General features: G+C 68.5%; 17 protein-coding genes. 4 read left to right on the top strand and 13 right to left on the bottom strand.

Annotated features, from left to right (window positions below):
• Positions 1–68: 68 nt before the first annotated feature.
• Positions 69–467, top strand: coding sequence for a VOC family protein (locus ON23_RS07480; protein WP_039777110.1), 399 nt, complete (start codon positions 69–71; stop codon positions 465–467).
• Here ON23_RS07480 and ON23_RS35825 read toward each other — a convergent pair.
• The 3 genes from ON23_RS35825 to ON23_RS07465 all read right to left on the bottom strand — a co-directional run bounded on the left by ON23_RS35825 (position 415) and on the right by ON23_RS07465 (position 5,866).
• Positions 415–2,838: an Hsp70 family protein gene (locus ON23_RS35825; protein ID WP_051042194.1), complete on the bottom strand. Its 2,424-nt coding sequence runs from the start codon at positions 2,836–2,838 to the stop codon at positions 415–417. The two genes, ON23_RS07480 and ON23_RS35825, sit on opposite strands and share 53 nt — an antisense overlap.
• A 422-nt stretch (positions 2,839–3,260) precedes the next feature.
• Positions 3,261–4,844: an FAD-dependent oxidoreductase gene (locus tag ON23_RS07470; protein ID WP_039777109.1), complete on the bottom strand. Its 1,584-nt coding sequence runs from the start codon at positions 4,842–4,844 to the stop codon at positions 3,261–3,263.
• 14 nt (positions 4,845–4,858) lie between these two features.
• On the bottom strand, positions 4,859–5,866 hold the full coding sequence (locus ON23_RS07465) for an AurF N-oxygenase family protein (protein WP_086006852.1): 1,008 nt from the start codon (positions 5,864–5,866) through the stop codon (positions 4,859–4,861).
• A 283-nt stretch (positions 5,867–6,149) separates the two neighbouring features.
• On the opposite strand from ON23_RS07465, the gene ON23_RS07460 reads away from it, so the two are divergent.
• Positions 6,150–6,809 (top strand): GntR family transcriptional regulator, encoded by a 660-nt coding sequence (locus ON23_RS07460; protein ID WP_039777107.1) that lies wholly within the window; start codon positions 6,150–6,152, stop codon positions 6,807–6,809.
• The gene (locus tag ON23_RS07455; protein WP_051042190.1) at positions 6,809–8,074 is read left to right on the top strand and encodes an MFS transporter; all 1,266 of its coding nucleotides are present in this window, start codon (positions 6,809–6,811) and stop codon (positions 8,072–8,074) included. The genes ON23_RS07460 and ON23_RS07455 overlap by 1 nt, the downstream gene beginning before the upstream one ends.
• Before the next feature lie 195 nt (positions 8,075–8,269).
• Here the strand turns inward: ON23_RS07455 and ON23_RS07450 are convergent, their stop codons facing one another.
• From ON23_RS07450 to ON23_RS38685, 8 genes are all read right to left on the bottom strand, one after another.
• Entirely contained in the window at positions 8,270–9,454 is a 1,185-nt protein-coding gene (locus tag ON23_RS07450) for an Hsp70 family protein (RefSeq protein WP_176569429.1), read from the bottom strand.
• 454 nt (positions 9,455–9,908) lie between these two features.
• Positions 9,909–10,904 (bottom strand): sulfate/molybdate ABC transporter ATP-binding protein, encoded by a 996-nt coding sequence (locus ON23_RS07440; protein WP_039777104.1) that lies wholly within the window; start codon positions 10,902–10,904, stop codon positions 9,909–9,911.
• Positions 10,901–11,710 (bottom strand): sulfate ABC transporter permease subunit CysW, encoded by an 810-nt coding sequence (gene cysW, locus ON23_RS07435; protein ID WP_039777103.1) that lies wholly within the window; start codon positions 11,708–11,710, stop codon positions 10,901–10,903. Before cysW ends, ON23_RS07440 begins: the two co-directional genes overlap by 4 nt.
• Positions 11,707–12,627 carry a sulfate ABC transporter permease subunit CysT gene (gene cysT / locus ON23_RS07430; protein WP_039777102.1) on the bottom strand — a complete coding sequence of 307 codons (921 nt, stop codon included), beginning with the start codon at positions 12,625–12,627 and terminating at the stop codon, positions 11,707–11,709. The genes cysW and cysT overlap by 4 nt, the downstream gene beginning before the upstream one ends.
• Before the next feature lie 30 nt (positions 12,628–12,657).
• Positions 12,658–13,716 carry a sulfate ABC transporter substrate-binding protein gene (locus tag ON23_RS07425; protein ID WP_051042187.1) on the bottom strand — a complete coding sequence of 353 codons (1,059 nt, stop codon included), beginning with the start codon at positions 13,714–13,716 and terminating at the stop codon, positions 12,658–12,660.
• A 191-nt stretch (positions 13,717–13,907) separates the two neighbouring features.
• Positions 13,908–14,000, bottom strand: a complete 93-nt coding sequence (locus ON23_RS39765) for an Ms4533A family Cys-rich leader peptide (RefSeq protein ID WP_310400397.1) — start codon at positions 13,998–14,000, stop codon at positions 13,908–13,910.
• 236 nt (positions 14,001–14,236) lie between these two features.
• Entirely contained in the window at positions 14,237–14,494 is a 258-nt protein-coding gene (locus ON23_RS07420) for a hypothetical protein (protein WP_051042185.1), read from the bottom strand.
• Positions 14,495–14,608: 114 nt separating this feature from the next.
• A complete protein-coding gene (locus ON23_RS38685; protein ID WP_157170184.1) occupies positions 14,609–14,923 on the bottom strand; it encodes a hypothetical protein in 315 nt (104 codons plus the stop codon).
• 111 nt (positions 14,924–15,034) lie between these two features.
• Between ON23_RS38685 and ON23_RS07410 the strand changes: the two genes are divergently transcribed.
• On the top strand, positions 15,035–17,083 hold the full coding sequence (locus ON23_RS07410) for a glycoside hydrolase family 15 protein (RefSeq protein ID WP_039777099.1): 2,049 nt from the start codon (positions 15,035–15,037) through the stop codon (positions 17,081–17,083).
• A 62-nt stretch (positions 17,084–17,145) separates the two neighbouring features.
• Here the strand turns inward: ON23_RS07410 and ON23_RS07405 are convergent, their stop codons facing one another.
• Both ON23_RS07405 and ON23_RS07400 read right to left on the bottom strand, forming a co-directional pair.
• The gene (locus ON23_RS07405; RefSeq protein WP_223273181.1) at positions 17,146–18,930 is read right to left on the bottom strand and encodes a P-loop NTPase family protein; all 1,785 of its coding nucleotides are present in this window, start codon (positions 18,928–18,930) and stop codon (positions 17,146–17,148) included.
• Entirely contained in the window at positions 18,927–21,320 is a 2,394-nt protein-coding gene (locus tag ON23_RS07400) for a hypothetical protein (RefSeq protein ID WP_039777098.1), read from the bottom strand. The genes ON23_RS07405 and ON23_RS07400 overlap by 4 nt, the downstream gene beginning before the upstream one ends.
• Between the last annotated feature and the right edge of the window lie 174 nt (positions 21,321–21,494).

Genomic DNA, 21,494 nt, shown 5'->3' with positions numbered 1-21,494 from the left:
GTGCTCATTCGGTGAGCACTTTGCGCGCGAAGATCGTATGAGACACCGCGACGACCGAGGAGAAATTGATGCTGCGAGGCATGACGACCGTGTCCTACTACGCCGACGACCTGGACGCCGCCAAGCGCTGGTACAGCGAATTGCTTGATACCGCACCGTATTTCGAAGTGCCCGGCTATGTCGAGTTCCGTATCGGCGACTACCGGCAGGAACTCGGCATCATCGACCGCCGCTACTGCCCGGACCCCGAACACCGGACCGGCGGCGCGCTGCTGTACTGGCACGTGGACGACCTGGACGCGTCCTTGCGGCGGCTCCGGGAACTCGGTGCCGCCGAACACCAGCCTGTCACCGAACGCGGTCCGGGCTTCGTCACCGCCTCGGTGATCGACCCGTTCGGCAATCTGCTCGGCATCATGTCCAACCGGCACTATCTCGACGTCCTGGAGCAGCGCACAGCCTCGTAGTCGCAGGCCCGGCATCGGTGGCCGGACCCGCTCGGCGAACTGTGTCAGTGACCGAAACCGCCCGCGTGGAAACCGCCACCGAGCCCACCACCGCCCAGTCCGCCGTGGAAGCCACCGCCGGGGGTGGCACCCAGGCCGGGGTGGCTCGGCGCGACGACGCCGGGGTGAACGGGGCGGCCGGGGCGGGGTTCGTCGCGCCGGGGCGGGTGGCGCCGCCGGGAGGTGTCGCCGTGCCGCCCCCGGGAGTGCGGGCCGTTCCGGCGCCGGGGACGGTATCGGAAGACGATGTGCCGGGACCGGATTGGGCGCCGGCGGCCGGCGCGGAATCGGTGCCGCCACCCCCGGGAGCCGGCGAACCGGGTTTCGCGTGGTCCCCCGTGTTCGCCGTACCGTTCGAGTTCGTACCGTCGCCGGACGTTCCCGCACCACCCGGATTCGATCCGGTGTCGGAGTTCGTGGCGTCACCGGAGTGTGCCGCGCCCGAGTTCGCGGCTCCCGAGTTCTGCGTATCAGAGTTCTGTGTCCCCGAGTTCTCGGTCCCCGAGCTCTCAGTACCCGAGTTCCCTGCGCCCGAGTTCTCTGCGCCCGAGTTCTCTGCGCCCGAGTTCTCTGCGCCCGAGTTCTGCGTACCGCCGGAGTTCGCGGAGCCGCCGTGCGCCCCATGCGATTCGGCGCTGGTCGAACCCGAGCCGTTCGACGATGTACTCGAACCTCCGGCCGGGTTCGAATCGGCGCCCGAGCTCGCACCGCTGTCCGCGGTGCCGCTCGAGTGTCCCGATCCCGGAGTGGACGCGGCCTCACCGGAGTGCGAATCTCCGGGCGTCGCTCCGGTGGTCGCGGTCGCGTCGCCGGCGGGGGCGGGGTTCGTACCGGGCGTGATCGAACCGTCCGGTGTGCCGGCGGGTTTCGGCGCCGGATTCCCGGGCTTCGACGAGTCTCCGGGTGTCGAGCCGCCGCCGGGTGGGGTGCCCTGGTCGCCGGATCCCGGCTGACCGGGATGTCCTGCGCCGGGCAGGTCACGGGCCGCGGCGCCGGCGGCCAGCAGCGCCGCCGCCCCCGAGTTCACGAACGGCATGGGGTTGGTGAAACGCGCCGGGTCGGAGTAGGTCCTCGCCCGGGGCGGCACGCAGGGTGTCACGGCACCGTAGTCGTGCAGCGCGTTCTCCACCCGATCGGTCATGCTGCGCGAAAAGTCGTGCGCCGCACCGGCGTAGCCGCGCAAACCGGACAGCGAGGTGCCCATCAGAGTGTCGGCGCGGGCCGCCAGCGCCGCGAATCCCGCGCCGAATCCCGGCGTCTGCGGCAGCTCGCCGACCTGCTCGCGCAACGCCTCCGCCGGACCCGCCAGCGCGGGGGCGAATTCCATGACCGGCCCGTCGGTACCGACCGGGCCACCGCCGATCATGGTCGCCGCCGACATCGCGAGTGCGGAGACGACCGCGGCGGACGACACGACCGCGGCACCCCGGGCATACCGCCCGACATTGCTGTTGCTCGTGGCGAATCGGGCCGAGGCGATGGCGGCACCGGTGGCGACCGTATGCGCCGGATCCGGCGGGACGATCACGGGAGGTCCGAGTTCGGCCAGCACCTCCGCGACCTCGACCGGCCGCGCGGCACCGCCGACCAGCAAGACCCGATCGACGTCGTCGATGGTCACCCGCGCACTTTTCAGGCAATCACGCACCACCCCAAGGGAATTGCGCACATGCCACGTGCGCAGGCGACGGGTGTCCTCGGCCGGCACCACCTTCGACACCGGGGCCGGCACGTCCGGAGCCAGCGTCCGTGCGTAGCGCGCCAGGACGGCGCCCAGCGGCCGGCCGCCGAAGGCGTCCGATCGCAGCGCCGAGCCGAGCACCCCGCGCTGATTCCATTCGGCCTCGGTCCGGACCACCGCGACGTCCAGACTGTTGGCGCCGAGATCGTAGACGAGCGTGGAACTGCTTGCGGTGACGCCGTATTCGTCGTCGAGCCATTCCACCGCGGCCACCGGTTCGGGCATCAGAATCACATCGAAGGCGCCACGGCGATGCAGCGCGTACTGCAGCGCCGCGACCTGCCGGTCGGTGTAGCACGCGGGATAGGTGAGAACCGGCCCGGCCTCCGGATCGCTGGCATCGATCAGGGAGGTGGCCGCCGCGGCGACCAGATCGGCGGAGGATCGGATCCGGCCGCCCAGCGACACCGGCTCGCGCGCCTGGGTGAGATCGGCGAAATCCGTGGCCACCGGCGCGAATCGAGGCATTCCCCCGACCCGCACCGCGCCGGATCGGTCGACGGTGACCGCCGTGCGGCGCACGCGGACCGCCGGACGATCGCGATCACCGGCAGTTGCCGCCCACACGGAATTCACTGTGCCGATGCTCATGCCGAAGCCAACCGTCATTGCCATCCCGTCAACGCACCGAGACCACGGCCCCAGTGGTTCAACCATGTGGTCGCGGTCGTTTACCAAATAGCGAACACAGGTTAGCTGGTCGGTCTCGATCACGGAAACCGAATGGGCGGAAAAGCTTTCACGACCCCCGGTCGATCCCTCATAAGACCTGATAGGACGTGGTAGGCGACAAGATCGAAAGGCCGAATTCAGCTACCGCAGGAGAATAGCTGGCAAAACTGGCCATTTCACAGTTGATCCCACGGAATACCGACCGGTTTTCTATGGAATTGCGGCAATGACATTCATGAGACCGAATTCGAGGCGCCGTGCCGAATGACTGGATGGTTGCCGAAACGACAACCGCCCCGATCCGTACGGATCGGGGCGGTCGGTCGGTCGAGACGTCCGGCTCAGGAGCGGGCGAGCAGCTTGCGCTTCCACCACGGCTGGGCCGTGGAACCACCGCGCACCGCATCGGGGCGGCGGCGCTGGACCAGCCGATCGAAATCGGCGGCGTCGGCGGTGGGCCGGCGCAGGCGGCCGGCATTGAAGTCGTCGACCAGCTGCCGCACCGTCTGCTGTGCGCAGGACTTGTTGGTGCCGATGAAGCCCGTCGGGCCGCGCTTGATCCAGCCGGTCACGTAGGTTCCCGGGACCACCGCGCCGTCGGCGGATTCGAGCACCCGGCCGTCGGCGTTCGGAATGACACCGGCGCGCTCGTCGAACGGCACCCCCGGCACGGCCACGCCGCGGTAACCCACCGAGGCGAGAACCAGTGCGGTGTCCAAGGTCTCGGTCTCCTCCGTCGCGACGGCCCGGGTGATTCCGGCCTCGTCGGTGACGAGGTCGTTGCGCACCAGCTCGATCCCGGTCACCCGGTCGGTACCGACCAGCGCCACCGGCGAGGACAGATAGCGGAAGACGATGCGCTTGCGGGCGCCCACCGGACGGTCGGCCACACTGCGCAGCAACTTCAGTTTCTGCTCGACCTTCTGCGGCATGTCCGGAGTCGGCTCCGGCACCTCACCTTCCACGACGATGTCGAGATCGGAGCCGAGCAGCCCCACGAATTCGGGGACGGTGAAGGCGGATTCGGCCGGGCCGCGGCGACCCACGATCACCACTTCCTCGATCTTGCTGTGCCGCAGGGCGTCCAGCGCCGCCGGCGACACCTCGGTGGCATCGAGCAGTTCGGGATCCATGGTCAGAATCCGGGCAACGTCGAGCGCGACGTTGCCGTTGCCCACGATCACCGCCCGCCGCTGCGTCAGATCGAAACTGCGCTGCGCGTAGTCGGGATGGCCGTTGTACCACGCCACGAACTCGGTCGCGGACAGGCTGCCGGGCAGCCCCTCGCCGGGAATTCCGAGCTTGCGGTCGGAGGAGGCGCCCACGGCGTAGATCACCGCGTCGAAGTGGTCCAGCAGTTCGGCGTGCGAGATATCGTCGCCCACCGCCACATTCAGGTACGACCCGAATCCGGGCTGTGCGGAGATCACATCGAACAACCGGCTCACCTGCCGGGTCCGGGTGTGATCGGGTGCGACACCGTGGCGGGCCAGGCCGTAGGGCACCGGCAGCCGGTCGAACACCGTCACCGTCACGTCCGGCTGGGTGAGCAACTCGTCGGCGGCATACATCGCCGAGGGGCCCGAACCCACGATCGCGACGCGCATCGCGCCCCGGTCGGTGTCGACCTCGGCGGCGGGCACCGGCTTGGCCAACAGGGGACGCGGGCGCGCCTGACGATAGAAATCGGCGTTGATCTCGATGAACGGCTTCTGCTCCGCGGTGAGCTTCTTCGAGGAGGTGATGGCGTCCACCGGGCAGGCCGTGGCACAGGCCCCGCAGTCCACGCATGCCGCGGGATCGACGTACAACATCTCCGCCGTCAGAAAGTCCGGTTCGTCGGGCGTCGGATGAATGCAGTTGACCGGGCATGCGTAGACGCAGGAGGCGTCACTGCAGCACGACTGGGTGACTACATACGGCACTGTATGGCTACCCTTCAGGCGGCTTTAGTCTTGGCGCGCTGCGGCTCGGAGCGGTACCGGCTGGCCGGACCGTCGATCTTCAGCAGCTTCCAGACCTTCTTCGAGATCGGGTTCAGCAGGCCCAGTTCCTTGGCCAGCGCCCGCACGTCGATGAAGTAGTCGGCGAAGGTCTGCTGCGCCTCGGCGGAGCCGTAGAACAGTTCCTTGCGGACGTCCTCCGGGATGTCGAACTCCTTGAAGAAGGACTTCGGCGGGGTCGCGATGGACCGGCCGAGAATCCACATCACGATCGGCATGGCCAGCGACAGCACGAACTTCGCGGCCGGATTCGACTCCGGCACATGCTTCTTCAGGAATTCGTGCGCGAAGGAGATGTGGCGCGCCTCCTCGGCGACGTGGATCGCCATGACTCCGCGCATGATCGGATGCACTTCCTCGTCGGAGCGCAGGATCTGCTTCTGGATGTGGTCGATCGGCTCCTCACCGGCGAGGACCGCCATGAAGAACAGGTTGGGGAACCGGGCGGCGACCGGCGCGGCGAAATAGCGGAGCTTGCGGACCAGCGGGCCCATCCCCGGCACGTCGATGCCGATCCGGTTGACCATCTCCTGGAACATCAGGGTGTGGTTGTGCTCCTCGATCATCTCGTGGGAGCAGTACCGGAACTCGGGCGAGCCGTTGGGCAGGCTGAAGTTGTGCGTGACCATGCCGCTGATCAGGATCGACTCGAACTGCAGGCCGACCTTGGCGACGTTGGCCTGACGGTACTTGCCGAGGGCGATCTTCTGCTCGTCCGACAGCGCCTTGTACCAGGGGTGGCGGCCCAGCGGGTCGGCGGATTCCGGAAGGATCCACCGCTTCTCGCCGGCGGTCGCGGCGAAGTCGGGGTTGTCCCAGTCGATGTCGGTGAACGGATCGAAGTGCTTGTTGACCGAACCCTCGGACAGCAGGAGCAGCTTCTGGGCGTATTCCATGGCCTCGGCGACCACAGGGTCTACTTCCGGCGTCGCGGCAACGGACATCCTCGTCACAGCCTCTCCCTCTCGCATGGGTAACTGTTTCCCATAGTTACACCTATAGCGGCGGAGGTCAACACCGGCGCCCGGCCCTGCCGGACACGATCGCGCAACCCCACCGATAATCGGCCGTATTCCCAGCTCAGCGGCAACCCAAACAGCATTACCGGGCAGTACTGTGCGGGGCGTCACATCGGCCGCGACGCCGCCACCACGCACCGCGAGGGCAGGCCGGACGTGTCCGCACCCACATGGCAATTCATCCCATGTCCGGACTAAGCTACAACTTGTGTCTAAGACGTATTCAGCGGCTGAGCGCGCCTACCGGGAGATCAAGGAGCGCATTCTGACCGGCGCGCTGCCCGGCGGAGAACTGATCAGCGAGGGCGAGATCGCGAACGATCTGGGTACCTCCCGCACTCCGGTCCGGGAGGCATTCCTGCGGCTGGAGACCGAGGGCTGGATGCGGCTGTACCCCAAACGCGGCGCGCTGGTGGTCCCGATCCCCTCGCACGAGGCTGAGCACGTCGCCCATGCCCGCTATGTCGTGGAGACCGCGGCGGTGCGCGCCCTCACCGCCGCCGACCGCCCGCCGCTGCTCGACACGCTGCGTGAATCGCTCACCCGCCAGCGCGAACTCGTCGCGAAACTCGATGCCTCCGACGGGCAGGCGCTGGCGCGCTTCGCCACCGAGGACACCGACTTCCATCGCGGCTATGTGGTCGCCGCGGGCAACCCGCTGCTCACCGGGTTCTACGACTCACTGCGCGAACGCCAGCGGCGGATGAACAGCGTCGCCCTGCACCGCGCGCCGATGAATACCGCCCGCATCGTGGAACAGCATGCGCGGCTGACGGATCTGATCGCCGCCGGAGATACCGCCGCCTTCGATACCGCACTCGCCGACCATCTGTCGGGTGTGCACCAGCTCGAACTGAGAGGACTGTGATGACCGCACCGGCCGCCGTCGATTTCCGCCCGGCCCGCGTCGCCACCGCCCCTCGCGTCTGGTGGGGCGTGGCCGCGGCGATCTTCGCGATCGCCTGGGGCGGAAACGAATTCACCCCGCTGCTGGTGATGTACAAGAACGACGGCCTGCCGGTCACCACCGTGAATCTGCTGCTGTTCGAGTACGTGCTGGGCATCGTGCCGGCGCTGCTGATCGGCGGACCGCTCTCGGATCGCTACGGCAGGCGGCGGCTCATGCGGCCCGCACCCCTGATCACCGCGGTGGGATCGACGCTGCTGGCCTTCGGTTCCGGCGTGGTGCCGATGCTGTCGATCGGACGCGTCCTGTGCGGAGTCGGCCTCGGGCTGGCGATGGCCGTGGGCAGCAGCTGGTTGAAGGAACTCTCGCAGCCGCCGTTCGGGCCCGCGTCGGCCCCCGGCACCGGGGCGCGACGCTCGGCGATGAGCCTCACCGGCGGTTTCGCCATCGGCGCCGGAGTGGCCGGCATGCTGGCACAGTGGGCGCCGTGGCCTGCCACCCTGGCCTATCTGATCAATGTCGCGCTGTGCCTGATCGCGGCCGTCTGGGTGCTGCGCGCACCGGAAACCGTGGCGCCGCAACCGGTTCGCAAGCCGCTGCGCGACGATCTGCGGGTTCCGGCAGCGGGCCATCGGCGGTTCCGCCGCATCGCACTACCGCTGGCGCTGTGGCTGTTCACCTCCGCCGCGGCCGCGTATGCGATCCTGCCGACACTGGCCGCCGACCGCGTCGCCGGGACGCCGATCGCGTTCTCCGCGCTGATAACGGTGATCACGCTCGGATGCGGTTTCGCGATCCAGTCGGTGGCGCGGCGGATCGACCTGCCGGGTACCGCGCGAATCGCGGCGCTGTCGCTGGCGCTGACCACCGCCGGCATGGCCGCGTCGGTGTACGCGGCCGCGACCCTGCACTTGTGGGCGGTCATCGCGACCGCGGCCGTCCTCGGATTCGGATTCGGCATCGGCATGGTCGCCGGACTGCAGGAGATCGAGCGGATCGCCCGGCCGGACGATCTCGCCGGGCTGACCGCGGTGTTCTACTCGGTGAGCTACCTCGGATTCGGTTCGCCGGCCCTGCTGTCGCTGCTGCACAACGCGCTGCACATCGGCTATCCGGTGATGTTCGCGGCCGGTGCGGTCATCGCCCTCGGATGTCTCGCGGTGGTGCTCAACAACTATCGCGATCCGGACCCCGCGTGCGCCGTCGAGCGACGGATCAGCCGATAGTCAGGGTCGAGCAGGCGTTGCCGGCCCGGCCCGCTCTGCGCCCGCACATCTCACCCGCGCTCACATCACCTCACATACGCACGCGATATGTCACCTACCTCGCGACATCGCGGCCGGGCATCCGACGCGCCCCGCGACTGCACCGCTGCGGGCATGTGCAGTCGCGGGGCCGGCCTCCGTCCGCGCGGCACGCCGTCAGTGCTGCACGTGCACGACTCCGGCGCCCATCGATTGCGCTCCCGCTTCGTCTCCCACCACAGCCGTCGCCGCGAACAGCGCGCCGCCGGCCGCGACCGCGATGGTGACCGCGACCCGGGTCAACCGGCGCCGCAGCACGCGCGGCGGCTCGGGCCGTTCGGGTGCCTCGGCGACCTCGCTCTCCCGGGCCGATTCGGCGGCGCGGCGCGCGAGAACGGCCGCGCCCTCGGCGATCGTGCGTTCCGGATCCGGGGCGACGATCACCGGCCGCGCCAGCGCCGAGGCCAGGACCGCGGCGACTTCGGGCGGACGGGCGGCGCCGCCGACGACCAGTACACAGTCGACATCGGCCATCGTGACGCGGGCTCGTCCGAGGCATTCGTACACCACATCGAGCGACTCACGGACGTGCGCGGTGCGCAGTGCCGTGATCGCGGAGTCGGCCGCCGACGACTCACCGGCGCGCCAGTTGTCCTGGGTGGCCATCTTCGCGCCGAAGGCGCGGCCACCGAAGGCGGTGGACCGCAACGGTTCTCCGACCACCGGCCGGGCCGGAGTGCCGGCGCCGATGCGCACCAGGGTCACGGTCAGCCCGGATCCGCCGAGGTCGTAGACCAGCGCCAAGCCCGGCATCAGCGGCCCGTGCGCCACCGCGAGCCAGGCCGCGGCCGCCACCGGTTCGGCCACCAGGGCGGCATGGGACAACCCGATCGCGTCGAGGGCATCGCGCAGTTCGCGCACCCGGTCGCCGTCGTAACTCACCGGATGTGTCACGGCGACAGCGGTTTCCGGGCTGTGAGCGTCGGCGGTGGCCACGACGTGGGCGGAGACGTCCGCGACCACGGTGCGCGCCACGGTCGCCACCAGATCGGCCGCGGACAGCGAACGATGACGCACGCGCGCGGTGCGTCCACGCTCGGTCAGATCGGCGAAATCGGTCACCGCGCGGCCGTGTCGCGGGATCCGGCCGACTCGCGCGGCGCCGCTGCTGTCGAAAGTGAGTGTCGTGCGCCAGGTTCCCGGCGCCGTGCGCTGCGGCAGCGCGGATCTCGGGCCGGAGGCCCGTGTGCGCCTACCGGATTCGCCGCGCTTGCGGCCGCGCGCGTTCTTGCCGCTCTCAGCAGTATCGATGGCGCACACCGTGTTGACCGTGCCGATACTCACTCCGAGCCCAACCGTCATCACAATTCCCCTCGATCGACGAGCGTAGGTTCGCTGACATGTCCCGAGCAGGCATCAGGCAATCACTGTGCTGAGAACTTGCCAAGCACCGGACAATCAGTTGTCCGCTCAACCGCCGCACTTCGCGGTGAACCCCTCGATCCCGCAGATATACCCATTCACCTGCGGTAACAAATCAGGCAATTCATACGCGCAGTGGACATTTCGCGACACCGACCGACCGGTACGGGTTTGCCAGCAAACGTCCGAATACCCTCGGACACCGTATACCGGCGTACCCGCAACCGTGGGCGCATCCGGCGAAACACTCACTCTCCCAGCGCCGCACGAACACGAACGCGCATCGGCCAACCGGGGACAGGAGTCGGCTCGAGCCAGATGTGCCGGCGCTCCGGCGAACCCGAAGACGGGTCAGCGCTCGACCGCGAGCCGGAAGCGCGCCCGCAGGGCGAGATCAGGCCGCCGGCAGTTCCGGGATGCGGGTGGCGCGGGCGAAGACGGTCTCCCCCTCCGCCAGCCGCAACGCCTCCGCATCACCGCGGGTGACCTGCGCGGTGAACAGATCGCCGGTGGCCGCGTTGCGCAGTTCGAGGCGAACCTCGAAGCCCAGGCGGACGACCCGCTCGACCCTCGCGCGGGTGATCCCCGCCGATTCCGCGGTGCCCTCGTGTTCGGCCAAGGCCATACCGGGATCGCGGCCGATGCGAATATCGTGCGGGCGCACCAGATGGCCGTTCAGTTTGGCCACCGCACCGAGGAACGACATGACGAATTCGTTGGCGGGGCGGTCGTATACGTCCTCCGGTGTTCCCACCTGTTCGATGCGACCGGCGTTCATCACCGCGATCCGGTCGGCGACGTCGAGCGCCTCCTCCTGATCGTGGGTGACCAGCACGGTCGTGACGTGTACTTCCTCGTGCAGGCGGCGCAACCAGGTGCGCAGATCGTGGCGCACCTTGGCGTCGAGGGCGCCGAACGGTTCGTCGAGCAGCAGCACCTGCGGGTCGACGGCCAGTGCCCGGGCCAGCGCCATCCGCTGCCGCTGACCACCCGACAGCTGCGCCGGATAGCGATGCTGGAAACCGTCCAGGCCCACGATGCCGAGCAGTTCGTCGACGCGCTTGCGGATTTCGTTCTTCGGCCGCTTGCGGATCTTCAGCCCGAACGCCACGTTGTCGCGCACGGTCATATGTTTGAACGCCGCGTAGTGCTGGAACACGAAGCCGATATCGCGCTTCTGCGGCGAGACCCGGGTGACGTCGCGGTCGGCGATGGTCACGATGCCCGAATCCAGCGATTCCAGGCCGGCGATCGAGCGCAGCAACGTCGACTTCCCGGAACCGGAGGGCCCCAGCAGTGCGGTCAGTTCACCGGAGGGGATGTCCAGGCTGACGTTGTCGAGGGCGGCGAACGAACCGTAACGCTTGTTCGCGTCGGTGACGGTAATCATTTGGCAGTGCCCCGCTTGCGTTCGAGGAGGGTCATCAGGATGAGCGTGACGAGCGCCATGGCCATGAGCAGGGTCGCCGCGCAGTAGGCGCCGAAGGTGTTGTGGTCGTTGATGTAGCGACCGTGCACCAGCAGCGTCAGGGTCTGGGAAATGCCGGGCAGTCCGGACGACACCATGATCACCGCGCCGAATTCGCCGAGGGCGCGAGCGACGGTGAGCACGATGCCGTAGGTCAGGCCCCACCGGATGGCCGGCAGGGTGATGCGCCAGAAGGTCTGCCAGCGGTTGGCGCCCAGGGTCGCCGCCGCCTGTTCCTGATCGTCGCCGATCTCGTGCAGGACCGGGACGACCTCGCTGACCACGAAGGGCAACGTCACGAAGAGGGTGGCGATCACCATGCCCGGCAGGCCGAAGATCACCCGGAAACCGAAACTGTCGAGGCCGCCGAACCAGCCACCGACACCCCACAGCATGATCAGCGATACGCCGACCACCACCGGCGACACCGCGAACGGCAGATCCACCACACCCTGAATCAGGGTGCGCCCCCGGAAGTTTCCGCGCACCAGCGCGATGGCGGTGATGACTCCGAAGACCACGTTGAGCGGCACCACGATCGCGACGATCAACAGCGAGAGATCGAACGCCGAGATCGCGGCGGGGGTGGTGATGGAATCGAGGAAGGCGCCGATTCCGTGCTGGAAGCTGCGCCAGAGAATGATCACCAGCGGAGCCACCAGCAGCACGATCAGATACGCGAGCGCGATCACGCGCAGCGAAATCCGGGACGGGGTGGACAGTTTCATCGGCTGGCCTGTTCCTTGCGGGCGGTGCGTTCGGAGAAGACGCGCAGGATCAGCAGGGTGGCGAAGGAAATCGCCAGCAGCGCTACCGAAACGGCCGCCGCGTTCACCGGACGGTCCACCTCGATCTGCTGTTGGATGTATTGCGACGCCACCTGGGTCCGGCGCGGAATATTGCCGCCGATCAGCACCACCGAACCGTATTCACCGATGGCGCGCGCGAAGGCGAGGCCACCGCCGGAGATGATGGCCGGGGCGAGCGACGGCAACACCACGCGCCGGAAGATGGTCAGGTTGTTCGCGCCCAGCGAGGCCGCGGCCTGCTCCACTTCCTTGTCCGCTTCGATCAGCACCGGCTGTACGGAGCGCACGACGAACGGCAAGGTCACGAACGCCAGCGCCACCACCAGTCCCGGCTGGGTGGCGTTCAGATGGATACCGACCGGGCTCTGCGGCCCGTACAGCGACAGCAGCACGATGCTCGCCACGATCGTCGGCAGCGCGAACGGCAGATCGATCAGGGCGTTGACGAAGCTCTTGCCCGGGAAATCGTCGCGCACCAGCACCCACGCCACCACCGTGCCCATGACGACGTTGATCACGGCGACGACCACCGACACGAGGACGGTCACCCGCAGCGCGTCCAGTGCCGCGGGGGCGGTGACCGCGTCCCAGAAGCCGGACCACCCGTCGTCGAAGGAATGGACCGTCAGTGCGGCCAGCGGCAACAAGACGATGAGGCTCAGCCACAGCACCGTGATCGCGAGGCCGAGCGAGCCGGCCGAGCCGGTGAGCCGCGACCGCCAGGCCGGCCCGGCGGACTGCTTCTTCTGCTGCTGCCCGGAAACGCCGGGACCAGGGGTCCCGGCGTCGGTACTACTGCCGATATCGGCCTTCGTACTGCTGTCAGTCACAGTCATCCAGTATTCCGTGCGCTCCGGGCCACCGGTCTACTTGGTGGCTTTGTCGTAGAGCACCGCGACGCTGCCGGTGTTGGGGGTGAACAGATCCTTGTCGACCTGCTTCCACCCGCCCAGATCGGCGACCGTCCACAGCTTCTGCGGCGCCGGGAAATCCTTGCTGTACTGGGCGGCGACCTTCGGATCGACGGGACGGAAACCGGCCTCCGCCCATGCCTTCTGACCGGCCTGCGAGTACAGGAAGTCCTTGAACGCCACGGCCGTGGTCGGGTTCTTGGCGTTCTTCGTCACGGCCACCGGATTCTCGATCTTGAAGGTGGTCGGCGGGATGACGTGTTCGATCGGATCCCCGCTGCGCTCGGAGAAGATCGCCTCGTTCTCGTAGCTGAGCAGCACGTCACCGGTGCCCTGCAGGAAGGTCTCGGTCGCCTCCCGGCCGGACTTCGGCTGCACCTTGATGTGGTCCTTGGAGATCAGCTTGCCCAGGTAGTCCAGGCCCGCCTGCGGATTCTTGCCGCCGTCGCTCTCCGCGGCATAGGGCGCCAGCAGGTTCCACTTGGCCGAGCCGGAGCTGAACGGGTTCGGGGTCACCACCTCGACGCCGGGCTTGAGCAGGTCGTTCCAGTCGTGAATGCCCTTGGGGTTGCCCTTGCGGACCGCGATCACGACGACCGAACCGAACGGCACGCCCTTGTTGGCGTCGGCATTCCAGCTCGAGTCGACCAGTCCGGCGTCCACCAACCGGGTGATGTCGGGCTCGACCGAGAAGCTGACGACGTCGGCCTGCGCCCCGTCCTTCACTTTGCGGGACTGGTCACCCGAGGCACCGTAGGACTGCTGGATCTGCGCGCCCTTGCCGGCCTCGGTCTTGTTGAATTCGCCGATCACCTTGTCGTAGCCCGGCTTGGCGACCGAGTAGGCGAACAGCGTCAGCTGCCCGCCACCGCTGCTGGCGTTGCCACCCGCGGTGTCGCTCGAACCACCACTGCAGGCGGCGGTCAGTCCCACGGCCGCCAGCGCGGTGAGCGCGACGGCGATGCGCCCTCGGCGCACCGAGAACCAGGATCTGCTGGACGATCTGCGAGACATGGAAGCGACCTTTCCTGCCGCCCGCCGCCGACGCACACGGCTGCCGGGGCGGATGTAACTGTGATTGAGCGGTAGACCTTTGCCCCGGTGGATACCGGACAGTGGCGCGTGCGGCAGAGCCGCGGGAAGCGGAGACGCTGCGGAAGAGATGTGCGCCGGTCCGATGGAGAAGGCGCAGCGTGTCCGATCAGCTATCGACGACAGTGAATGTCCGCGACGACGAGACAGCCGACCGCGATCAACGCCAATTCATGGCGGACCTGCGGAACAACGCTCGATGACACGGGCAGACTCTAACAGAGCGCCCGGAACCGCGCGAATCGGTCGAAGAGGAAATCGGCCCGGCCCGGCGAGTCCGCGAAACCCGCCGATGACCGGCGGGAAGTATTCATGTTTCGGATTCCGGGCGGTCACCCGACGGCCCCGGAAACGAGACCCGGGGCCCGCGCCGACGGTGGTGAAGACCACAGTCGCGCGAACCCCGGGATGGGCACGTCCGGCACGAGCCGATCGGGCCGGCCTATTCCTCGTCGGCGGACTCGGGCGGGCTCTCGTAGAGGTCGAGCACCCACTCCTCGACGGCGACGTCCTCACCGTCCTCGTCGGGCTCGTCGGCGCGGAGCCGGTTCTGCAGCCGCACGCCCAGACCGAGCAGTTGCGCGGCGCGCACCATCTCGATCGCCTCGTCGGCGGTGGTGTAGTGGGTCGCGATCAGTCGGGGGCCGTCCTCGATCTCCAGGAGCTGCTCGAGGTCGACGAATTCCTCATCGGTTGGCATGGGCTGCACAGTACCTGCAACCTCCGACAGCGGGGGATTATCGCGTCAGCAACCAGGCGACGACGATCAGCACGAGCAGCGCGATCAGCGCCAGCTGGACCCGTGAGCGTGGCATCAGATCGCTTCCTTCGGCATCGGACCCGCGGTGTGCATCGAGGCGCCGGCCAGCGCCGGCTCGGGCGGTGCGAGGGCCGCCGCATCGGGCTCGATCTCGGATGCGGCGTCGGCGGCCGCGAGGTCGGTCTCGGCGGCGGCCGACCGGTCCCGGCCGAGCAGTCGCAGCACGATCCGCAGTCCACGATCGAGCAGGTAGGCGATCAGGAAACTGAACGGCACCGCTCCGACCAGAACCACGACGAACTGCGGGATGAACGGCAATCCGGCCACCCACAACTCGAAGCCGTCCCACCAGCCCGCGACATGATGCACGTCCACCAGCCTAGTAGGTCACGGGTGCGACGGCCGCAGGGCATGCCGACCGGCCGATATCGAGCGCCGGCAGTCCCGGCGAACGCGACCGGAATCCACCATGATGGCTGTATGGCGTCCTACGACGAACCGATCACCGAACAACCCCTCATCGAGACGCTCGACGACATGTCTCCGCCGCGCGATGCCCTGGCCGATATCTCCGATGCGGAGATAGGGGCGAACTACCTGCCCATCTCGGCGGGCGTCGTGCACAAGTCGTCGTATCCGCCGATCGACGACTACGCCTTCCTCTCCGATTGCGAAACCTGCTGCCTCATCGCACGCAACGGCGCGGTCGAGTGGATGTGCCTGCCGCGACCGGATTCGCCCAGCGTGTTCGGGGCCATGCTCGATCGCAGCGCCGGGCACTTCCGGCTCGGTCCCTACGGTGTGAACGTGCCCGCGGCGCGGCGCTATCTGCCCGGCGGCATGATCGTGGAGACGACCTGGCAGACCGATACCGGATGGATCATCGTCCGCGACGCGCTGGTCCTGGGCCCCTGGCACAACAACGACCGGCGCAGCCGGACCTACCGCCGGACACCGGAGGACTGGGACGCCGAGCACATCCTGCTGCGCACCGTGAAATGTGTCAGCGGCGTAGTCGAACTGGAGATGAGTTGCGAGCCGGCCTTCGACTATCATCGGGCGCCCGCGAACTGGGAATACACCGGCGAGGTCTACGAGCAGGCCACCGCCACCGCCACCTGCTCCCACGACGAATTGCCCTGCGGGGAACTGGTTCTCACCACGGATATGCGGCTGGGCCTGGAGGGGCGCGAGGCGCGCGCCCGCACCCGCATGCACGAGGGCGATCAGTTGTTCGTGGCGCTGTCCTGGTCGCCGCTGCCTGCTCCGCGCACCTTCGCCGAGGCGGCGGAGAAGATGTGGCAGACCACCGAATGCTGGCGGCAGTGGATCACTCTCGGCAAGTTCCCGGATCATCCGTGGCGCGGCTATCTGCAGCGCAGCGCGCTCACACTCAAGGGCCTGATCTACTCCCCCACCGGCGCCCTGATGGCCGCCGCCACCACCTCCCTTCCGGAAACGCCGGGCGGCGAACGCAACTGGGACTACCGCTACAGCTGGGTGCGCGACTCCACCTTCGCGCTGTGGGGCCTCTACACGCTGGGCCTGAACCGGGAGGCCGACGACTTCTTCGCCTTCCTGCACGATGTCGCCACCGCGAAAGACGGTGAGGCGCAACCGCTTCAGGTGATGTACGGCATCGGCGGCGAACGCGATCTGGACGAGTCCGAGATCCCGCATCTGCACGGTTACGACGGCGCCAGGCCGGTCCGCATCGGCAACGGGGCGTATCAGCAACAGCAGCACGACATCTGGGGCACCATCCTCGATTCGGTATATCTGCACGTGAAATCGCGGCAGCAGGTGCCGGAGACGTTGTGGCCGATGCTGAAGCGTCAGGTCGAGGCGGCGATCGAGAACTGGCGCAAACCCGACCGCGGGATCTGGGAGGTGCGCGGCGAACCGCAGCATTTCACCTCCTCCAAGGTGATGTGCTGGGTCGCGCTGGATCGCGGCGCGAAACTCGCCGAATTGCACGGCGAGGCCGACTACGCCGAGAAATGGGCCGCCCTCGCCGCGGAGATCCACGCCGATGTGCTCGCCCACGGCGTGAACGACAAGGGCATCTTCACCCAGACCTACGGCGGCGACACCCTCGACGCCTCGCTGTTGCTCGTCGTACTCCTGCGCTTCCTGCCGCCCACCGACCCGCGGGTGCGCGCCACGGTGCTGGCCATCGCCTCCGATCTGACCCAGCACGGTCTGGTGCTGCGCTACCGCACCGACACCACCGACGACGGATTGTCCGGCGCGGAGGGCACATTCACCATCTGCTCGTTCTGGCTGGTGTCGGCGCTGGTGGAGATCGGTGAGGTGCGCCGGGCGCGGCATCTGCTGGAACGACTGCTCGGATACGCCAGCCCCCTCAAGCTCTACGCCGAGGAGATCGACCCCTACACCGGGCGGCATCTGGGCAATTTCCCGCAGGCGTTCACCCATCTGGCGTTGATCAACGCGGTGATGCACGTGATCCGGGCCGAACATTCCACCGGCGCCGGGGAATTCCATCCGGCGCATCCCGCGGGCTGATGGACAGCGGGTGGTCCGGTACTCCCGGACCACCCGCTGTGAACGTCACCGCACCGCGAACGCTAGGGCACGTCCGCGTTTTCGCGGATCTCCCGCAACCGCACCATCGACCGCTCGATTTCGGTAAGGCGCCGTTCGCGGCTCTCCGGCGAATTGACCGCCGCCGCCTCCTCGGCCGCGCGCAGCGATTCGTCCACCGACCGCAGCGTCTGGTCCGCCAGATCGGTGAAGTGGTCGCGCAGCATGCGCTGCATGGCGCGCAGCCGGTGCCGCGATTCCTTGCCGACCTGGAAGATCACATCGTCCATCAGGCGGGCGACCGCCACCTTGGCCTCGGACTGGCGCCGCTCCCGGCGCAGCTTGCGGTCCTCCCACAGCGCGTTGATGCCCAGCAGGGCGGCGGCCGCGCCCGAATACCAGTTCACCAGCGGCATTTTCAGCAAGCTGGTGAGCAGACCGACCATGAGCAGGCCACCGTAGGAACCGCGCATCACGTTCAGCAGCGACGAGGTGAAACTCACCTTGGCGGTGTCGAGCGGCTCCAGCGAGGCCACGGGCTCGAGCACGTCGCCCGGATCCTCGAGCCGCAGATCGGGCAGCGGTACATCGCGCGAGTCGGCGGGGAATTTCGCGGTCACCTGCTCGGCCAGTTCCACCGCGCGATAGTGGGCGACGACGAAATTCTCCTCGACCGCCTCACAGATCCGGGAGTCCAGATCGGCGCCGAATTCGTCCCAGCCGCGGGCCGGGTCGCGCTTGGTGATCTCCGTTTCGGCGTGGCGGACCAGGCTACGCAACCGGTGCCGCAGATCGTGTTCGATATCGGCCATCAGTTCCGAACAGCCGTCGGCGAGGGTGACCTGCCAGTTGGCGCTGCGGTGGCGCAGGTCGGCGGCCTCGGCGCGCGCGGTGCGCAATTGATCGGTGATCGCGGTGTAGCGCCGCGGGTCCCGCAGGGTTTCGGCCTCACTGCGCAAGGCCAGCCCCAGATGGTCGGTGATGGTCCGGATGTCGCGCAGCGCCGCCTCCCGGGCGACCGCGTCGGCGCGAGCGAGGACATATCCGCGCAGATGGTCGATCAGCTGCGGCACACCGGATTCGATATCGCGGCGGTGATCGTTACCGGCACGCAGATGCAGGTCGGCGGAGATCGGGGCGACCGCGAAACCCAGGCCGGCGGCGTCGAGCAGGTCGCGGTTGCGCTGCTGTACCTGGCTCCAGTGGCCGTAGCGGTCGATCTTGTTGAGCACGCACACCACGGTCGGGCACACCTGCCGGATCCGCTGCAGTAGAGCGATCTGCTCGGGGGTGTATTCCGCGGCCGCGTCGCTGACGTAGAGCACGGCGTCGGCCGCGGCGATCAGCGACCAGGTCGTCGGCGCGTCGGCGGGGGCGCCGGGCGCGTCCATCACCACGAACCCCTCGGCCAGCAGCGGGCTCGGATCGGTGAACTCGGCCCGGATCACGCCGGCCGCGCTCAGGGCCGGGCCGGGGTTCAGCGGGTCGACGGGCTGGCGTTCGGTGCGACCGCCGGGCAGCGAGCGCACGAGTGTGGCGGTCGCCTCCGGACCGTATTCGGCGATCACCGGAACGCTGACCTGACTGCCGGTCGCGCTGACCGCACTGCCCACCAGTCCGTTGACCAGCGTGCTCATCCCGTTCTTGGGTTCGCCGACGACCACCAGCCGCACGCGCGGGTCGGCCACCCGGGCCCGCGACATCCCCAGTCGCGCGGTGAGGTCGGCCCGGCCCGCGGCGCGGGTCAGCTCGAGCAGTTCGTCGAGCTGCGCGAGCAGCGGCGCCATCTCGTCGGGATGTTTGGCACCCGGCGACTCCACCGCCGTCACAGCGGAAGCACGTGGAAATCGACGGGATGGTCCACCGGGTAATGCGTCTCGGCGAAGGTGGTCTCGTGCAGACCGCCGGACAGTCCGGCGGCGGACACGGTCGCCAGACCGTGAGCGGAATCGGACCACAGCGAGGTGTCGTACGAATCCGTCACGGCCGCAACCGGTTTCACCGGAACGTGCGCGTTCGGCGCGGGATCGATGGTGGTCGGCGGTTTGATCACGGTCGGCGGCTCCACGGGTGCGGTGTGCTGCGCGGTCGGCACGGTCGGTTCGTGTGTCGGAATGGTCTGGTCGTGGCTCGGCGGCATCGACTGCTGCGTCGGAATCTGCTGCGTCGGAACCGAATCCGGATCATGGGTCGGCAGCTGGGAACCGTGGGTCGGTGCGGTCGAACCGTCGGCGTCGCCGGACGCGGAGGTGTCCGCGCCCGAGGAGGTGCCCGGCGTATGCGTCGCGGTATGCCCCGGCGTCGACGCGTCCGCACCGGCGGAGGTCGACGGCCCGGAATCGCTGCCGGGATCGGACGGTGTCGTACCGGGGGTGCGGGTGGGATGACCGGAATCGGTGTCGCGGGGCACCGTCACGGTCGGCGTCGGCCGGTCGGTGGAATCGTGATCGGCCGAATCCCGGCCGGTCGAGGTGCCCGGACGGGTGGTGGTGTGCTCACCGCCGGGAGTGGTCCCCGGCGCATGCGACGTGCTCGGCACGGCCGGCGTCTTCGACGCATCGGTGCCGTGGGTCGTGGTGGTGCCGTGCGACGTGGTGGTCGGCGTGTGGGTGGTGCTCCGCCCGGCGCCGTCCGAGGGATCGTTCGCACCGCCGCCCGGCAGTCCGGCATCGGTATGGCGGGGCCGGTCGTCGAAGAGCGCCGGAACGGCCACCGCGGGTGCGGTCAGCGGGGACGGTCCCGCGTGCGTGGTGATCACATTCGCGATCGGGTGGGTGGCGGCCTCGGGCTGAATCGTGGTCTGCAGCGGCGTCGCCGCGACCGGCTGGACGAACGCCGGAGCCGGAGCGGGCGCGACCGGAGCCGGTGCCGCGACGACCGGTGCGATCGAAACCGGTTGCGGCGCCGTGGCATTCGTCACCGGCGCGGACGCCTGCGCGGTCGAGAAGGACGCCGGGCCGGGAGCGGCCGACGCCGCCATCGGTCCGGATTGCGGCGCGAAGGCCGGCGATCCGGGTGCCGCGGCGCCATTGGCCGCGGTGCCGGCAGAGCCCGCCGCGGAAGCGGGATGCGCGGCCCCCGACTGTGTGGCCGATGCGGTCGCCCCTGGTGCGGGCACAGTCATGCCGTCGGCGGAGGTTCCCGCAGCCCGGGTGACATCGGCCGCGCCGACGCTCTGCCCCGCCGCGGCCGTGGCGTCGGATTGCGGGGTGAAGCCGGGGAATTGGTGGGCGCTGTTGCCCAGCCAGTTGCCGTAGTCGTCGAGTTGATGTCCGACGTCACCGACGGCGAAGTCGACCTTCGTCTCGGTCGTGACCCAGACGCCGTCGAAGCCGATGTGGGCGTCCACCTTCATCTCGGTACCCAGGAAGATGCCCGGGCCACCACCGTCCCCGATTCCGTCGAAGGCGCCGTGTCCGTCCTGAAGTCCGTTGCCGGAGCCGAAACCACCCGCGCCGAGACCGTTCATACCCGGCAGGTGCAGACCATTGGTGCCGGGAAGCCCGAGGCCGTGGCCGAGCAACGGCGTAGTGGGATGCGGGTCGGGACCCGACAGGTCGGAATCGTCGCGCTGCTCGTCGGTCGTGCGGGCGGCACCGGGCAGGTCGAGTCCGCTCGCACTCGACGCCGGTCCCGAACCCTCGGCGCCGAAGCCGAACGGAGCACTCGAGGTGTGCAAGCCGGGCATCGAAAGCCCGTGTCCGCCACCGAATCCCGGCGAATCGAAGACACCGTTGCCGCCGAACCCGTGGTTCGATTCGGGGAACGGGAAATGGGAGTCGGGAGATTCGCCGCCGGTCGTCCCGGGGAACTCACCGAACGTCAGCGGCGACTGGCTGCCCTGCGGGAACTGCAGGCCCGGAAACGCATCCGTGCCGTGGTGTTCGGGCAGCGCGAGCCCCGGCGCCGGTGCGGCCGGGGTGTGCCGCGGCGTGGAGGTCCCGAGATCGGGCGGGACAGAGTCCGGCGACGGGTCCGGATAGGTCACCACCGGGCTCGGCACATCGGGATGCGGATCGGCGGTGGACCAGCCGGTGATGTGGCTGTTGTGCGATTCGTTCTCCGGCGCGGGCGACCCGTTGGAGGCGATCAGCGCACCGCCGGTGACGTACGCACCGGCTCGAGCCACCCGCGCGACACCGGTCGCCACGCGATATGCGGCATCGTTCGCATGATCGCCCGCGTCCGCATCATCGTCGAAGGGCAGCTCACGCGTCATACAAACTCCGCTCTCAGCGTTCGGCTGGCGAAACCGAACGGGGTGTTACCGAATCCGGGTCTTTTTACACCTTATTTCCGGAAAACTTGACTGTCACATCCTTCAGGTTTCTTTCAGGTGGACAGATGACAGGTCACAGCGGCATCTTCCGAGCTTGCCACCGGAGGCCGTCTC

This window comes from Nocardia cerradoensis NBRC 101014, assembly GCF_000308535.1.
In the GTDB taxonomy this organism is placed as follows: domain Bacteria; phylum Actinomycetota; class Actinomycetes; order Mycobacteriales; family Mycobacteriaceae; genus Nocardia; species Nocardia cerradoensis.
The sequence above is the reverse complement of the archived record's forward strand: the minus strand, read 5'-3'. Positions and strand labels throughout refer to the sequence as shown.

Excerpts from the sequence above, each read along its gene's own strand:
- ON23_RS35825 (WP_051042194.1), bottom strand. The coding sequence starts at position 2,838 with ATGAGCATCGGCACAGTGAATTCCGTGTGGGCGGCAACTGCCGGTGAT.
- ON23_RS07440 (WP_039777104.1), bottom strand. The coding sequence starts at position 10,904 with ATGATTACCGTCACCGACGCGAACAAGCGTTACGGTTCGTTCGCCGCC.
- ON23_RS07425 (WP_051042187.1), bottom strand. The coding sequence starts at position 13,716 with ATGTCTCGCAGATCGTCCAGCAGATCCTGGTTCTCGGTGCGCCGAGGG.
- cysW (WP_039777103.1), bottom strand. The coding sequence starts at position 11,710 with ATGAAACTGTCCACCCCGTCCCGGATTTCGCTGCGCGTGATCGCGCTC.
- ON23_RS07400 (WP_039777098.1), bottom strand. The coding sequence starts at position 21,320 with ATGACGCGTGAGCTGCCCTTCGACGATGATGCGGACGCGGGCGATCAT.
- ON23_RS07420 (WP_051042185.1), bottom strand. The coding sequence starts at position 14,494 with ATGCCAACCGATGAGGAATTCGTCGACCTCGAGCAGCTCCTGGAGATC.
- ON23_RS07465 (WP_086006852.1), bottom strand. The coding sequence starts at position 5,866 with ATGTCCGTTGCCGCGACGCCGGAAGTAGACCCTGTGGTCGCCGAGGCC.
- ON23_RS07455 (WP_051042190.1), top strand. The coding sequence starts at position 6,809 with ATGACCGCACCGGCCGCCGTCGATTTCCGCCCGGCCCGCGTCGCCACC.
- ON23_RS07410 (WP_039777099.1), top strand. The coding sequence starts at position 15,035 with ATGGCGTCCTACGACGAACCGATCACCGAACAACCCCTCATCGAGACG.
- cysT (WP_039777102.1), bottom strand. The coding sequence starts at position 12,627 with ATGACTGTGACTGACAGCAGTACGAAGGCCGATATCGGCAGTAGTACC.
- ON23_RS07450 (WP_176569429.1), bottom strand. The coding sequence starts at position 9,454 with ATGACGGTTGGGCTCGGAGTGAGTATCGGCACGGTCAACACGGTGTGC.
- ON23_RS07480 (WP_039777110.1), top strand. The coding sequence starts at position 69 with ATGCTGCGAGGCATGACGACCGTGTCCTACTACGCCGACGACCTGGAC.